16 protein-coding genes are annotated in these 14,333 nt (G+C 65.3%); 9 read left to right on the forward strand and 7 right to left on the reverse strand.

The window, feature by feature from the left end:
- From hemC to V5A20_RS09570, 5 genes are all read right to left on the reverse strand, one after another.
- On the reverse strand, positions 1 to 836 hold an 836-nt coding region (hemC, locus tag V5A20_RS09550; RefSeq protein ID WP_332327215.1), incomplete at its 3' end, for a hydroxymethylbilane synthase.
- Between the two features lie 110 nt (positions 837 to 946).
- Complete coding sequence (gene hemA, locus V5A20_RS09555) at positions 947 to 2,386, reverse strand: glutamyl-tRNA reductase (RefSeq protein ID WP_332327216.1); 1,440 nt, start codon at positions 2,384 to 2,386, stop codon at positions 947 to 949.
- 86 nt (positions 2,387 to 2,472) lie between these two features.
- Positions 2,473 to 3,192: a 5'-methylthioadenosine/adenosylhomocysteine nucleosidase gene (locus tag V5A20_RS09560; RefSeq protein ID WP_332327217.1), complete on the reverse strand. Its 720-nt coding sequence runs from the start codon at positions 3,190 to 3,192 to the stop codon at positions 2,473 to 2,475.
- A 154-nt stretch (positions 3,193 to 3,346) separates the two neighbouring features.
- Positions 3,347 to 5,485, reverse strand: coding sequence for a methionine--tRNA ligase (gene metG, locus V5A20_RS09565; protein WP_332327218.1), 2,139 nt, complete (start codon positions 5,483 to 5,485; stop codon positions 3,347 to 3,349).
- A gap of 132 nt (positions 5,486 to 5,617) precedes the next feature.
- Positions 5,618 to 5,944, reverse strand: a complete 327-nt coding sequence (locus tag V5A20_RS09570) for a hypothetical protein (RefSeq protein ID WP_332315786.1) — start codon at positions 5,942 to 5,944, stop codon at positions 5,618 to 5,620.
- 167 nt (positions 5,945 to 6,111) lie between these two features.
- Between V5A20_RS09570 and hisB the strand changes: the two genes are divergently transcribed.
- From hisB to hisH, 3 genes are all read left to right on the forward strand, one after another.
- Complete coding sequence (gene hisB / locus V5A20_RS09575; protein WP_332327219.1) at positions 6,112 to 6,720, forward strand: imidazoleglycerol-phosphate dehydratase HisB; 609 nt, start codon at positions 6,112 to 6,114, stop codon at positions 6,718 to 6,720.
- Positions 6,721 to 6,844: 124 nt separating this feature from the next.
- The gene (proC, locus tag V5A20_RS09580; protein WP_332315788.1) at positions 6,845 to 7,663 is read left to right on the forward strand and encodes a pyrroline-5-carboxylate reductase; all 819 of its coding nucleotides are present in this window, start codon (positions 6,845 to 6,847) and stop codon (positions 7,661 to 7,663) included.
- A 74-nt stretch (positions 7,664 to 7,737) separates the two neighbouring features.
- On the forward strand, positions 7,738 to 8,394 hold the full coding sequence (hisH, locus tag V5A20_RS09585; protein ID WP_332315789.1) for an imidazole glycerol phosphate synthase subunit HisH: 657 nt from the start codon (positions 7,738 to 7,740) through the stop codon (positions 8,392 to 8,394).
- Positions 8,395 to 8,785: 391 nt separating this feature from the next.
- Here hisH and V5A20_RS09590 read toward each other — a convergent pair whose 3' ends face one another.
- On the reverse strand, positions 8,786 to 8,995 hold the full coding sequence (locus tag V5A20_RS09590) for a cold-shock protein (protein ID WP_332315790.1): 210 nt from the start codon (positions 8,993 to 8,995) through the stop codon (positions 8,786 to 8,788).
- Between the two features lie 292 nt (positions 8,996 to 9,287).
- On the opposite strand from V5A20_RS09590, the gene hisA reads away from it, so the two are divergent.
- From hisA to V5A20_RS09605, 3 genes are read left to right on the forward strand one after another with little or no spacing between them, the layout of a single operon-like run.
- Complete coding sequence (hisA, locus tag V5A20_RS09595) at positions 9,288 to 10,064, forward strand: 1-(5-phosphoribosyl)-5-[(5-phosphoribosylamino)methylideneamino]imidazole-4-carboxamide isomerase (protein ID WP_332327220.1); 777 nt, start codon at positions 9,288 to 9,290, stop codon at positions 10,062 to 10,064.
- Between the two features lie 38 nt (positions 10,065 to 10,102).
- The gene (gene hisF, locus V5A20_RS09600) at positions 10,103 to 10,912 is read left to right on the forward strand and encodes an imidazole glycerol phosphate synthase subunit HisF (RefSeq protein ID WP_332315792.1); all 810 of its coding nucleotides are present in this window, start codon (positions 10,103 to 10,105) and stop codon (positions 10,910 to 10,912) included.
- Between the two features lie 49 nt (positions 10,913 to 10,961).
- Positions 10,962 to 11,219, forward strand: a complete 258-nt coding sequence (locus V5A20_RS09605; RefSeq protein WP_332327221.1) for an ABC transporter permease — start codon at positions 10,962 to 10,964, stop codon at positions 11,217 to 11,219.
- Between the two features lie 3 nt (positions 11,220 to 11,222).
- Here the strand turns inward: V5A20_RS09605 and V5A20_RS09610 are convergent, their stop codons facing one another.
- On the reverse strand, positions 11,223 to 11,681 hold the full coding sequence (locus V5A20_RS09610) for a putative molybdenum carrier protein (RefSeq protein WP_332315794.1): 459 nt from the start codon (positions 11,679 to 11,681) through the stop codon (positions 11,223 to 11,225).
- 112 nt (positions 11,682 to 11,793) lie between these two features.
- Between V5A20_RS09610 and thpR the strand changes: the two genes are divergently transcribed.
- The 3 genes from thpR (at position 11,794) to V5A20_RS09625 (ending at position 14,316) form a co-directional block, all read left to right on the forward strand.
- Positions 11,794 to 12,333 carry an RNA 2',3'-cyclic phosphodiesterase gene (gene thpR / locus V5A20_RS09615; RefSeq protein ID WP_332315795.1) on the forward strand — a complete coding sequence of 180 codons (540 nt, stop codon included), beginning with the start codon at positions 11,794 to 11,796 and terminating at the stop codon, positions 12,331 to 12,333.
- 117 nt (positions 12,334 to 12,450) lie between these two features.
- Positions 12,451 to 13,098 carry a LolA family protein gene (locus V5A20_RS09620; RefSeq protein WP_332315796.1) on the forward strand — a complete coding sequence of 216 codons (648 nt, stop codon included), beginning with the start codon at positions 12,451 to 12,453 and terminating at the stop codon, positions 13,096 to 13,098.
- A gap of 48 nt (positions 13,099 to 13,146) precedes the next feature.
- Complete coding sequence (locus tag V5A20_RS09625; protein WP_332327222.1) at positions 13,147 to 14,316, forward strand: lysylphosphatidylglycerol synthase transmembrane domain-containing protein; 1,170 nt, start codon at positions 13,147 to 13,149, stop codon at positions 14,314 to 14,316.
- Positions 14,317 to 14,333 lie beyond the last annotated feature (17 nt).

Genomic DNA, 14,333 nt, shown 5'->3' on the forward strand with positions numbered 1-14,333 from the left:
CGCCGCTGGTCGCGGTAGTGCTCGCTGCCGTCGAGGGCGGCGATGCAGGCATCCAGGACGAGCGCATCGTCTTCCAGACGGGCCCACGCCCCGAGGGGCACCTGACACCCGCCCCCAACTCTCCGCAGGAAGGCCCGCTCCGCATCCGCGGCAACCCCGCTGGGGTTGTGGTGAAGCGCCCCGCGAAGCAGGTCGCGAAGCGCCTCCTGATCCTCTCGACAGGCAATCCCGAGCGCTCCCTGTCCCACGGCCGGCACAATAAGCGACGGGTCGATCCGATCGCGAATGTGGACCGACAATCCCAACCGCGCGAGGCCCGCCACGGCCAGCACCATCCCGGTCCAGTCGCTTTGGGCCAGCTTCTCGATGCGGGTATCCACGTTGCCCCGGACCGGCACAACATGAAGGTCGGACCGCCAGGTGAGCAGCTGGGCCGTACGACGGAGCGAGGCGGTCGCCACCGTGGCCGCCTCCGGCAGGTCGTGAAGGGATCCGTCAAAGGACGGATGAGCAACGAATGCATCGCGCGGGTCCGCACGCTCCCCGATCGCAGCCAGCGCAAGCCCCGAGGGAACCGTCGAGGGGATGTCTTTGAGCGAGTGGACGGCTAAATTGACGGCGCCGTCAAGCAGGGCACGGTCCAGCTCCTTGGTGAAGACCGCCTCCTCTCCAATCTCCGAGATCGGCGTGTCGGTCGACTCGTCGCCCCGCGTGGTGATGGTCTGCAACTCCACGCGGTGCCCGTCCGCTTCGAGCTTCGACCGCACGACATTGGCCTGCCGGAGGGCCAGCTCACTGCCCCGGGTGCCAAGAACGAGCGGATCGGGAATCGACATGCGCAGTCCAGGAATCATTCAGCAAACAAGACGAGCCGCCCGCGACGGTGGGACAGGGGCCGGCCGGTGACACGTCGCACACCAGATGCGAGCCGCGGTATCGATCGCGCTTACTGGTCGCGTCCCTCTTCGGAGTGAGGCGTGGCCTGATGCGCGGCCGACAAACGAAGGGCCTCCTCCACCTCTTCCGTCTCGTCCCCGGAGGTTCCAGGGGCGTGCGTCAGGTAGGGACAGCGGGACGGGGCGTCTCCAAGGTCGGGCGTGTCGGCCTCGGGGGCGTCCGGCAGAGAACGCCCGGCGTTTTCCTCATCAGAGGGCGCAAAGAGGGCGTGGAGCAGCTCAATGCCCTGCACGAAATCGATGCTTTCCGGATCCACATTTTTGAGACGCACGATGGGAACCGCCAGCAGCTTTTGCATGATCGACTCGGTGAGGCGGTCGACCTCCTCCCGGTCCATGTCGGTGCGGTGGGCGTGCCGGTCGACCTCCTGCTCCCGGATGGTGTCAAAGGTGTCCCGGATCGCCTGAATGGCAGGCTTCAGGGCCTGCTGGTGGAACACCCAGGTGACGAAGTCTTCGAGGAGATCTTCACAGATGGATTCCGCCTTCGGCACCGCATCCGCCCGCTGCTCACGCACCCGAGCGGTCCAGGCCTCCAGGTCGTCCAGGTCATAGAGCCGGTACCCCGAGCAGTCGGCGACGGCCGGGTCTACGTTCCGGGGCATCGCCACGTCCACCAGAAGGGTTGTCTCGCCAGGAGACGGCAGGGCCGAATCATGAATCACGGGCTCGGACGCCCCCGTCGCCACCAGCGCAAGGTCGGCGGCGGCCACGGCCTCGTGACGACGGCCCCAGGGGTGGGTCTCGCCCCCAAACGATGCCGCCACGTCTTGAGCCCGCTCAGGCGACCGGTTGAGGACCGTGAGCGACCGCAGCGATTCATCGGCGAGGGCCTCCAGGGCGAGGCGGCCCATCTTCCCGGCCCCGACGAGCACGACCGCCGTATCTTCGAGCCCGCATCCGTCGGAGTCGGAAAGCACTTGCCGGGCCATTTCGACGGCCGCGGTCGAGACCGACGCCGCCCCTTGAACCAGACCGGTCTCCGAGGACACCCGCTTGGCCGCCCGAAACGCGGTGTGGAAGAGCCGGTGCATTACGGAGTGGACCCCCCCGGCGTCCACCGCCCGTTCGTAGGCCGCCTTGACCTGCGCGAAAATTTGGCGCTCCCCGAGCACCACGGAGCGAAGGCCGCTGGTCACCTGTAGCAGATGCCGGACTGCATCTTCATCCCGTTCCTGAAAAGCCGTTCCCTCGGGCCACCGAGTGCCGGCGCCGTGTCCGAGCAGGGCCTTTACCTGGCGCAGGTCCGCCTCGGTGCCGTAGAGGTACGCCTCCGTGCGGTTGCAGGTCGACAGGACGACAACCTCTGCGTCGGCACTCAGGCTAAGATTGGCGTACAGGGTCTCCTGCGCCTCCGGACTGAGCGCGAACCTTTCGGTCCGCTCCAGCGAGGTGCATTCGTGATTAAGCCCGACTGCGTAGAACCTCATAGAGGGCATCTAAAGACAGAACTGCTTGATGCGCATGTGATACACGACGCTCAGGCCTCTGTTCGCGCACGGGGTTGAATAAGGCGTCAACGCCCTGCGGACCCCAGGCGTTCGTTTGTGTCTAAGGCATCGAGAAGGTCCAGCACAATCTGGGAAGAGGACCGGGCGGCCTCCTCCAAAAACGTCTCAAAGTCGAGGTTGGAGGTGCCGTCTGCGTGGTCCGAGACGGCCCGCACCACGAGGTACGGCACGTCGTTCACCGCGCAGACCTGGCCCACGGCCGCCCCTTCCATCTCCACACACGCGCCGTCCAGCTCCGCACGGAGCCGACGACGCTGCGACTCGTCCTCGACAAACGTGTCGCCAGTGAGCACGCGCCCCGCCTGAACGCGATGATCAGTGAGCCCGACCTCCAGGGCATGGCGCCGGAGGACCGGATGCGTCTCGAAGAACCGGTGGTCGGTAAAGGGAATCTGGCCCCGGGGCAGGCCCATGAAATCCACCAGCACATCGTGGTGCACACAATCGCTCGCGATCACCACGTCCCCAATGTCGAGCGCCGGGTCCAGGGCGCCCGCCGAGCCGGTGCAGAGGACGGCGTCGAGGTCGTACCGATCGATGAGCAACTGGGTGCAGAGGGCCGCATTCACCTTTCCCACCCCGGAGCGGACGAGGGCAACATCGTGACCGCGCCAGTGGGCCTCATGGATGGTCAGGCCTGCACGCTCGGTCGAGGCCCGGAGGGTGCAGTGCTCCAGATACTGCTCCATCTCGACATCCATTGCGGAGATGATGGCCAACGACATAGGCAGGCAGACCTCAGTTATCGCATTACGTACTGATCGACGGGTCCTTGGTAGATCACACCATGATCGTTATCGGCGAACTCACCGACAATTGCTCCAAGAAGTCCTCCGGCGAGGCCAAAGCGACGATCAGTGCCCCCTCCCCATCCGCGCGCTACCGCACGACCGACCCGTCCTCCGCCGCAGTCGTCACCGGGACGAACGTGCCGTCTGGCTCCTCCGCCATCAGCACCATGCCCTGGCTTTCGAACCCAAACATCTCCTTCGGGGCCATGTTGGCGACGACAACGACCTCCAGCCCCACGACCTCATCGGGGGCCATTTGCTCGGCCACGCCCGCAAGGATCTGCCGCTCCTCAACGCCGATGTCTACGTCCAATCGAAGCAGCTTGTCGGCATCGGGCACCGGCTCAGCGGCCGTTACAGTGCCGGCGCGCAGGTCGAGCTGGGTGAAGTCGTCGAACGAAATGTTGTCTTTGAGCTCGTCGTAGTCCATGTCAGTGGGGGATGGGTCTGAATCTCGTTCAGCAGCCCGCTCGCGAAGCTTCTCGATCTGGGCCTCGATGATCTCGTCGTCGATTTTCTTGAAGAGCGGCTCCGGATCGGGGCCGCTCGGGATCGGGTGCCCGGCCGATAACAGAGGCGTCCCGGCGTCCCTCCATCCAACCGCATCAGTGGGGGCGCCGTCGGGCGTACTGGTTCGCACGTTCTCCAGCCCGAGCCGCTTTCGCAATTCCGCCGCGGCGCTGGGCACCACCGGCTCTAACAGGATAGAGAGCGCGGCGCACACCTGCAGGCTGACGTGGATCGTATTCGCGCAGGCCTGCGGGTCGCTCTCGTTGGTGTGCCACGGCTCCGTCTCGTTGAAGTACTTGTTGCCGTGACGCGCCAGCGCCATCGTCTCGAAGACGGCGTCTCGGGTGCGGTGCTCCTCGTAGGCGGTGCCAACCGCATCGGGCGCCTCGGCCATCTTGTCGAGCATGGCCCGGTCCGCGGCCGCGGGGTCTTCGAGGGGCGGAACCGTGCCATCGAAGTAGCGCTGCGCAAACGTGAGCGTCCGGTGCACGAAGTTGCCAAAGACGTTGGCAAGCTCCCCGTTCACGCGCCGCTGAAACCCGTCCCAGCTAAAGTCGGCGTCTTTCGTCTCGGGGAGGGTCGTGGCAAGGGCGTACCGGAGCAGGTCGGCGGTATGCCGCTCGTCCGCAAAGTCGTCGAGGTACTCGTGGAGCCAAACCGCCCAGCCGCGGCTCGTCGAGAGCTTGTCCCCCTCCAGATTCAAAAACTCGTTCGCGGGCACGTTGTCCGGCAGGACGTAGTCGCCATGCTCCATGAGCATGGACGGAAACATGAGGCAATGAAAGACAATGTTGTCTTTGCCGATGAAGTGCACGAGGCGGGTGTCCTCCTCCTGCCAGTAGTCGGCCCACTTTTCAGGGGCGCCCTGAGCTTTGGCCCACTCTTTGGTGGCCGAGATGTAGCCGATGGGCGCGTCGAACCACACGTAGATGACCTTCCCCTCCGCCTCCAGGCCGTGCCGTTCAGCCACGTCGTCCGGAACCGGCACCCCCCAGGGCACATCGCGCGTGATGGCCCGGCCCTTCAGTCCCTCGTCGAACCAGCTCTGGATCTGCCCGAGCACGTTGTTTTTCCACTCCGGATGCGAGCCGATCCAATCTTCAAGCTGGGACTGAAGTTCGCCCAGCGGGAGATACCAGTGGGTCGTTTCCTTCAGCTCCGGCGTGGCGTCGGTGAGCGTGCTCTGCGGGTCCTCCAGCTCCGTCGGGCTGAGCGACGAGCCGCACTGCTCGCACTGGTCGCCGTAGGCCTCGTCGTACCCACACACCGGACACGTGCCCACGACGAACCGGTCGGCCAAAAACATCTCGGCCTCCGGGTCATAGAGTTGCTCGTCGGTCTTGAGGTCGAAGCCCTCCTTCTCGTCGAGCACCCGAAAAAAGTCCTGGGTCGTCTCCTCGTGGGTCTCGCTGGAGGTGCGCCCGTAGTAGTCGAAGCTCATCCCGAACCGCTCAAAATTGTCGCGGATCTGGGGGTGGTAGGTGTCGATGATGTCTTCGGGCGTTCGGTCCTCCCGGATGGCCCGCATGAGAATGGCAACCCCCATCTCGTCGGACCCGCAGATAAAGGCCACGTCCTCGCCCTTCAGCCGCTGATAGCGCACGAAGAGGTCCGCCGGCAGGTACGCCCCCGCCAGGTGGCCGATGTGGATGGGGCCGTTGGCGTACGGAAGGGCCGCGGTCACGAGGAGTCGCTCGGACGCAGAAGAGTCTGCCATTAGTCGTAGACGTACATTGGTCGTGGACGGACTGGTGTGGAGAAGGGCCTCGGGTCCTAAAACAGGGGGCTCGGGGACGCCCGGGGCAAACGTTCGCCCGCACCGCGATCGTCCGGGGCGTGCAGTGTGAATCTAATTGAAGCTCACCCCGTCGAGCGGATCGCCCTCCTTCTTGCGGAGCGCCTCTTCGGCAAACCAGGCCTCTTCTACCTCCTGGGTTGTATCTGGAAGATCCTCGTGGGGCTTTTCGTAGCCTTCAATGTCCTTGAGCCAGACGAGCGTCTTGGTCCGCATAGTGCCGTCCTTCGCCTCAAACTCGATGTCTTCTTCTCGAGCGGCGCAGGTCCCTTCGGCCTCCCCGTACACGCCGCCCAGCTTGGGGTGGCGCAGCAGAATGCGAACCCGCTCGCCGTAGTCGAATCGACTATCCTCGAAGTCAGCGTCGCTGTACGTTGCCACGGATCGTTGCAATTCTTCGTGGGAGATTGGAGCACACGTACCAACCGGTGGGCACTTCCTCCAGATCCAATTATATGAATCAGCAAGTGCTTCTGCGTGTTCACGACGCGTGAGCCCCTCGTGAAAACAGGGCTGACTCGTTTTTCCACCCAGTTTCTGGTCGCTTCATGTCCGACTCCAGCTTTTCTCCCCGTACGGCCGCCGTCGAACGCACCACCGCCGAGACGGACGTTTCGATCACCCTCGGCCTCGATGGCGACGGGACCTACGACATCGACACCGGCGTCGGGTTTTTCGACCACATGCTGCGGCTCTTCGCCAAGCACGGGGGGCTCGACCTTGCGGTGGAGTGCGACGGCGATCTGGAGGTGGACGACCACCACACCGTTGAGGACGTCGCCATCGGCCTCGGCCGGGCCCTCGGCGACGCCCTCGGCGACAAGGCCCACATCGCCCGATATGGCCACGCCTACGTGCCCATGGACGATGCGCTGGCCCGGGCGGTGGTGGACCTGTCGGGCCGGAGCTACTGCCACCTGGAGGCCTCCTTCGAACGCGAACGGGTCGGGGACTTCTCCACGGAGTTGGTTGAACACGTGTGGCGCTCGGTCGCCGACCACGCCCGCTGCAATCTGCACCTGACCGTCCTCCACGGCCACAACGCCCACCACAAGATTGAGGCCCTCTTCAAGGCTGCCGCCCGTGCCCTCCGTGGGGCTGTTCGTCGCCGGGCCGACCACGCCGAGGTCGCCTCCACGAAAGGCACGCTCGCCTGACGGTGGCGCCCAGGAACTGCGTCCGGCGAAGGACCGGTGTTCACTTCTGAGGCGTTCGGGGCGAGTGCCCCCCATGACGACGGCGCCCCCCTCTCTCTTCACGAACAACGCTCGACTCTCTTCCATGCTCTCAGACGACACAGTCGCGGTCATTGGGGCCGGCAATATCGGCCACGCCCTCATCGGCGGCATGATCGGCGGCGGCCTCATCGAGGCCGAAAACGTCATTGCGACCCGCCGAACCGCCTCGGCCCTCGACGCGATGGCGGAGGAATTTCCCGGCCTGCGCACCACGACCGACAACGTGGAGGCCGTCCAGGATGCCTCCGTCATTCTGCTGACCATCAAGCCCCAGGGCCGGGCCGAGGTCATTACCAACATCCGCGACCACGTGGACCGGGAGGTCCTCGTGATCAGCGTACTGGCCGGCATCACCAGTGAGCGCCTTCAGCTCGGGTTTGGGCAGGACCAACCTGTGATCCGGGCCATGCCCAACACCCCGGCCCTCGTCGACGCCGGGGCGACGGCCCTCGCTCCCGGAACCTACGCGACCGACGCCCACCTGGAAAAGGCCCGGGCCATCTTTGAGGCCGTGGGCGACGCCGTGGTCGTGCCCGAGGACCACATGGACGCCGTCACCGGCCTGTCGGGGAGCGGCCCGGCGTACGTGTACATGTTCATCGAGGCACTCACCGACGCGGGCGTGAAGCAGGGGATGTCCCGAACGGATGCTTCGACGCTGGCGCGTCAGACCGTCTACGGCGCCGCCAAACTGGCCATCGACACGGACAAGCACCCTGCCATTTTGCGAGACGAGGTCACCACGCCGGGGGGCACCGCCATCGCTGCGGTCTCGTCGCTCGAAGAGCACGGCCTCCGCACCATGCTCATCAACGCCGTCGGAACCGCCACACAACGCTCCAAGGAGCTCAACGACGAGTAGAGGGCCTCGCCCCCGACGCTCATCCGCGCTCCGCCCCACCGCTCGGACTGTTTCTTTTATACTTCCCAGTCTCCATGACGACCATCATCGATTACGGCATTGGCAATCTCCGCTCGATCGAGAAAGCGTTCGAAGCGGTGGGAGCATCGGTGCACCGGACGGATCGTCCCGATGCGGTCGCAAACGCCGAGCGGGTCGTGCTGCCGGGGGTTGGGGCGTTTCGCGCCTGCATCGACGAGATCCGCCGACGCGACCTGGAGAACGCAATCCACGAGGTCATTGACCGCGGCGTCCCGTTTCTTGGGGTCTGTGTGGGAATGCAGCTCCTCTTCGAGACCGGATACGAAAAGGGCGAGCACGACGGGCTCGGTGTGTTGCCCGGGCACGTCGCGCACTTCCGAGACACCGACGTCGGGATGCCCGACGACCTGTCCGTCCCCCACATGGGCTGGAATGCGATCGAGCCGACGCGCACCCACCCGCTGTTGGAGGGCCTCGGCGATGCCCCCTACGTCTACTTCGTCCACTCCTACCATCCCGTCGCGGAGACGACCGACGACGTCCTCGCCACAACCACCTACGGGCACACGTTCCCGTCCGTCGTGCAGTGCGACAACGTCTTCGGCGTGCAATTCCACCCCGAAAAGTCACAGGCTGCGGGCCTCGGGCTGCTCGAAAATTTTGCCGCGCTTCCCGCGGGCGAAGGGGCCAAGCGCACAGTCACGACCTAAAAACGGCCCGGTGCAACTTCACGCCTGACTCGGCCTAGAGCATCTGGATCAACAGAAGGACGAGGAAGCTCACCCCGCCTGCGAGGACCGTCAGGAACCGGATGGCAGTGTCGACAGAATTTTCCATGCGGCGAAGCCCCCCAACGCTTGGCGCTAGATGTAATGCGTGCTCCTCGGTCGTGGCAAATGATCAAAAACGGTGCCAATTCCGGCCGTGTGCGGAGCTGAGCCGCATACGCTCCCCAGAGCGGCCACGCTGGGCGGTCGCTTCGTAACTCCTACACGATCGGGCCCCTCCACGAGTATTGTCTTCGCTTCCTCATCCCCCCAACAAGAAAAGCCCGCCCCTGGCGGGACGGGCCCTGATGTTCTTAAATCGGCCGTTCCGACGTTATCCGACCGGCGAAGCATTGAGGGCGCTGAGCCCCTTCTCTGTTCGCTCCGTCTCGAACGCCACGGACTGGCCCTCATGCAGATCATCGCCGCCCGTCGAACCGGTGATGTTGCTGACGTGGAGGAATACATCTTCACCGCCCTCCTCGGGCTCGATGAAGCCAAATCCTTTTTCGGTGTCGAACCACTTGATCGTTCCGCGTTGCATACTGTAATCGTCGTTGTGTTTGTTGGTGCGCTCCGCCAGTGCCGCGCAAGCGTCCGGTCTGTTCGACGCAGCGACGCAGCGAGGGAGGCGCAGAGTTCGTATTGAGTCAACAATCGCATTCGCGGTCGTCTTCACAGTTCCAGGCCCCGGTGCACTGAGCGACTTCTTCACCCAGTTCCCGTTTTCATTCCGCCCCCTGCCGGGGAGGCATCCGCCCCTACGAACATTGCGCTTCCTCGCGAATGGAAGTAACGGTTCATACGAGAGTCCTTGCATCCACGCACCCCGATCCATGCCCCTCGTCATTCCCGCCATCGACATCCGCGACGGCCGGTGCGTGCGTCTGCACCAGGGCTCGTACGACGACGAGACGGTCTACTTCGACGATCCGGTGAAGATGGCGAAGCTGTGGCGCGTGCAGAACGCGCAGACGCTCCACGTGGTTGACCTTGACGCCGCTCGGGGGGAGGGCGAGCACAACCGCAGCGTGATCGGCGCCATGTGCGATGCGCTCGACATTCCGATCCAGCTCGGCGGCGGCATCCGCTCCATGGACCAAATTGAGGCGGCCCTCGACCGGGGCGTGTACCGCGTCATTTTGGGCACCGCGGCCGTCCGCGATCCCGACTTCGTAGAGCAGGCCGTGGAGCGATTCTCGGCCCAGCGGGTGGTTGTGAGCATCGACGCCCGGGACGGAGAGGTACGCGTGCAGGGCTGGACGGAGGGATCGGGGCTCGACGCGGTCGCCTTTGCGCAGGACATGGAGCGGCGGGGCGTGCGGCGTCTCGTCTACACCGACATCAGCCGGGACGGGACGATGGAGGGCCCCAACATTCAGGCGTATCGGGCGCTCGGCCGCCAGCTCTCCGACACGAAGATCACAGCGTCTGGCGGCGTAGGCGAGCACGAGGACCTGCTCGACATTCAGACGCTCCAGCCCTACGGCGTTGACTCGGTCATCGTGGGCACGGCGCTTTACGAAAACCGCTTCCCCTGCCAGCAGTTCTGGGCGTGGCAGGACAAGGACGCGGTCGACCTCGACACGTTCTCCACAGCGTCGCTGCGGTAGCTCGCTTTTCGTCACACCTGCCCTCTTCCTCGCCCCGTATGCCCCTCGCGAAACGCATCATCCCCTGCCTGGACGTGGACGAAGGCCGCGTCGTCAAGGGCATCAACTTTGTCGACATCCGCGACGCCGGCGACCCGGTGGAGCAGGCCCGCACCTACGATGCCGCCGGGGCCGACGAGCTCGTGTTCCTCGACATCACCGCCACGCACGAGGACCGCGACATCATGCACGACGTGGTGCGCCGCACCGCCGACCAGGTGTTCATCCCCCTCACCGTGGGCGGGGGCCTCCGGTCGGTCGACGACATGCGGGCGATGCTGCAGGCCGGGGCCGACAAGGTGGCCATCAACTCCGCGGCCGTGAAGGACCCGGAGCTGATCGCCCAGGGGGCCGATGCGTTCGGCAACCAGTGCATCGTCGTGGCCATCGATGCGAAGCGGCGGGATGGTGTGGAGGGCCCCGCCTGGGAAGTGGTGATCCACGGCGGCCGAAAGCCGACCGGCACAGACGCCGTGGAGTGGGCCGCCGAAGCGGAGGCGCGAGGGGCCGGCGAGATTCTGCTCACGTCGATGGACCGGGACGGCACCAAAGACGGCTACGACCTTGACCTCCTCCGCGCCGTAACGGAGCGGACTCAGATTCCGGTCATCGCCTCCGGCGGGGCCGGCACCCTGGAGCACCTGCGGGACGGCCTCGTGGACGGGGGCGCCAGCGCCGTGCTGGCCGCCTCCATCTTTCACTTTCGCGAGTATACCGTGGAGGAGGCCAAAGAGCATCTTCGCGAGGCCGGCCTTCCCGTTCGACCTGCTCTGAACAACTGGACTGACCAGTATGCCTCCACGGACTGATTCTTCCTCTCCCACGACGGCGGTCCGTCTTCTGAAAGGGGCAGCCTTTGTGTTTGCTCTGCTCGGGGCGGGGATGGCGGCCTGGGGGCTCGACAAATGGATCCGCTTCCCGGAGGCCCGTGCGAGCCAGTTTGGCTTCGAAGCTCCCCTCTGGCCGGCCTTCACCTTGTTCGTCGTACTCGCCACGGCCGTGGGGGTCCGCCTTCTCTGGATCGCGGCCGGACGCGTCGACGACGGCGAAGACCTCTTCGCCCAGCGCCACCGCCGGCGCCCCTCCGACCCACCGCCTCCACGAGACCCCGAATAGGTCCTACATCGATGCCAGAAAAGTCTCGAGCAGGGTTCGGGCCCGGCGGTAGATGCCGTCCACCTCGCTCGCTCGTGGCCCCGCCACGTTTAGCACCCGCACGTCGTGTTCTGTTCCCCACGCGTGGATCATCGGGACCGGGACGGGGTCGGTGAGACGTACGTGGAGGACCGGCTTTCCGCGCGCCTCCGCCTCCTGTCGCGTGAGGGCGGTGCCCCCCTCCAGCGGCGACGGAGCAATGAGAAGCGTCCCGTCGCTGTCTCGTACGTTCCACGCAGTCCGTTGCGCATACTCGGCCGACGGCGTTTCCCGGAGGGGATATCGCGAGGAAATGGGGCCGTCTTCCGCTCGCCGTTCCCGCGGACACCATCCCCCCGCTGGCACGTTGTGGGCCAGCGCCGCATCGAGCGCTGCCCGATCAACGCCGGTCTGTCCCCCCGACCTGATTTTTCGAAGCTGCACGCGCTTCCTCGGTCTTGTTGGGGAAAATTGCAATGATCTGAACCCTCCGCCCATCGTCCAGTTTCGTCGATGCACCTCATCTCGAAGAGCACTTCTCATACGCTCCCCCGACATGCGACTCTTCACTGCAATCGATCTTCCCGATGGATTCCGGAACGAAGTAGCTGACCTGCAGGCGCCCTCCGCGCTCGATGCCCGGTGGACCAGTCCGGACCAGTTTCACGTGACGCTCCGCTTTATCGGCGACACCCGCCCCGAACAGGCAGCCCGATACGAACAGGCGCTTGCAGACATGAAGGCTTCACCGGTCCGCTGCAAGCCCTACGGCCTGGACGTGCTGCCGTCTCGGCGCTCCCCCCGCGTTCTGGTGCTCGGGCTGGAACGCACTGCGTCCCTGGTGGCCCTGCACGAAGCGGTGAGTGATGCACTCAGCACGGAAGGCCTGTCTCCGGAAGACCGAGACTACACCCCTCACGTCACCCTCGCCCGGCTGGACGATACCGCCCCAGAGGCCGTTCATGCATTTCTGCGACGTCAGAATGGGCCCTCCTTCCCGGCCTTCAACGCTGACCAGTTCGTCCTTTACGAAAGCACCCTCGCCTCGGAGGGGCCCGACCACGTCCCCCAGGCGATTTATTCGCTCGACGGATAACCCAGGCCGGGGCCGGCCGTCAATTTTTCGTGATCGGGCGACGAGTCCACGATAATTTGAGGGACTGGTCGTTACGTTTGCCCCACGTCATGTCTCCCTTCTGCCTCCCCACCGCCGATGCTGCGACGCGCCATACTGGCCGGCCTTCTTTTGTGCCTGGCCGCCCCTCTCCCTGCGGGCGCTCAGGACGCCCTGTCCCTTCAAGAACTGCAGTCTCGCTACGCAGCCTTGGGGGGCCTGCGGGCCTCCTTCACACAGGTGACCGCCTCCGAGTTTGCGGACGACTCCTCGCAGATCGATGGCACGGTGCTTCTTTCGAAAAACAAGTATCGCGTAGAGACGCCGACGCAAACCGTTGTGACGAACGGCACCACGACGTGGATCTACGCCCCCGCAGACAGCCAAGTCGTAGTCAACGACGCCGACGCGGAGGCCTCCACCCTGACGCCGCAGACCTTCCTCACCACCGCGCCGGAGAAATACGATCTGGCCTCCACCCGCTCCTCTTCCCGAGACGACGCACCGCACGAGGTGCTGTCCCTGGCCGCGGCAAACGCGTCGGCCCGGTTTAAGGAGGCGACCCTTTGGGTGCGCCGCTCCGACCGCATCGTGACACGCCTCCGGGCCGTCGACCGCAACGGATCGATTTTGGACCTTCGGCTGCGCGACATCAGGGTCAATCCGCGCCTCAACGAGAATGCGTTCTCGTTTGCTGCTCCCGAGGGCGTGGAGGTGGTCAACCTCCGAGCGGATTCCACCGAGTGACGGAGGGCCTTCGAAGACACAACGACACTGGGACGGATTTTACGACACGTGCTGAGTCGCCGACGCTGGTTTCAAGTTGGAAGTTTCGTGCTGGCCGGAGGCCTGTTGGCCCTCGCCCTATACGGGGTGAACCTTGACAACATCTGGACGGCGTTCCGCGAGGCCGACTACCGCTGGCTGCTCCCCCTGATCGTGCTCGTCCTGGGCAGCAATCTTCTTCGCGCTTGGCGATGGCAGATCCTCGTCGAGGCGCTGCCCCGTCCTGAGGATCAGAAGGAAGACGCCGCCCGCTCTCCTCGCATGTTGGAGGCCTCCTTTTCCTCCGTCATGATCGGGTACATGGTGAATTACGTGGCCCCCCGCATGGGCGAAGTGGCGCGGACCGCCAACCTCTCGGCCCGCACCTCTTATCGGTTCAGCAGCCTTTTCGGCACGGTCGTGTCTGAACGCATTTTCGACACGGTGGTGCTGGGGCTCGCCTTGCTGAGTGCGGTCGGACTGCTTTTCAACCGCCTCGACGTGCTGCGCGAGCAGTTCGTGGCCCCGGCCCTGCTCCGCCTCCAGTCCATCTCTCTTGACGGATTGGTGGGAGGAATACTCGGCGTGGGCCTGCTGCTTGTCCTCGCAACCTGGGGCGTTCGCTGGCTCTTCCGGCGAGAGGGATCGTGGCTCGGGCGCCTCTGGGCACACACCCTGAAGCCCGCCGTGGTGTCATTTCGAGAAGGGATGGCAACGCTGGTGTCCTCGCCCCGCCGCGGCGCCATCACCGCCTCCACGGTCGGCATGTGGGGCGGGTACCTCCTGATGGCCTACCTTCCCTTCCGGATGCTCCACCTCGCGGAGCCCTACGGCATCGGCATTCTGGATGCGTGGGCCCTGATGGCCATCGGCGCAATCGGGATTCTGGTGCCCTCCCCCGGAGGCATCGGGTCGTACCACTACATCACCGAACAGGCGCTCGTCCACCTGTACGGCGTCCCGTCGGCCGAGGCCCTCACCTACGCCTTCCTCACCCATGGGGCGCAGCTCGTCTTTTATGTGCTCGCAGGCCTCGTGGCGGTGGTGTACCAGGGCACCGGCCTCCGCCCCGTTCTCGCCTTTTGGGACACCGCCCCCACCGACGAGGGCGAGGCCACCTCACCGCCCCGCCCGCCCCACGACGACAGCGAGCCGTCCGCCTCCGTGGCGTCCCCCGGCGGGCCCTCCGCCACCGACTGATGCCAACGACTGATGCC

It is taken from the genome of Salinibacter sp., assembly GCF_036626415.1.
Classification (GTDB): Bacteria; Bacteroidota; Rhodothermia; order Rhodothermales; family Salinibacteraceae; genus Salinibacter.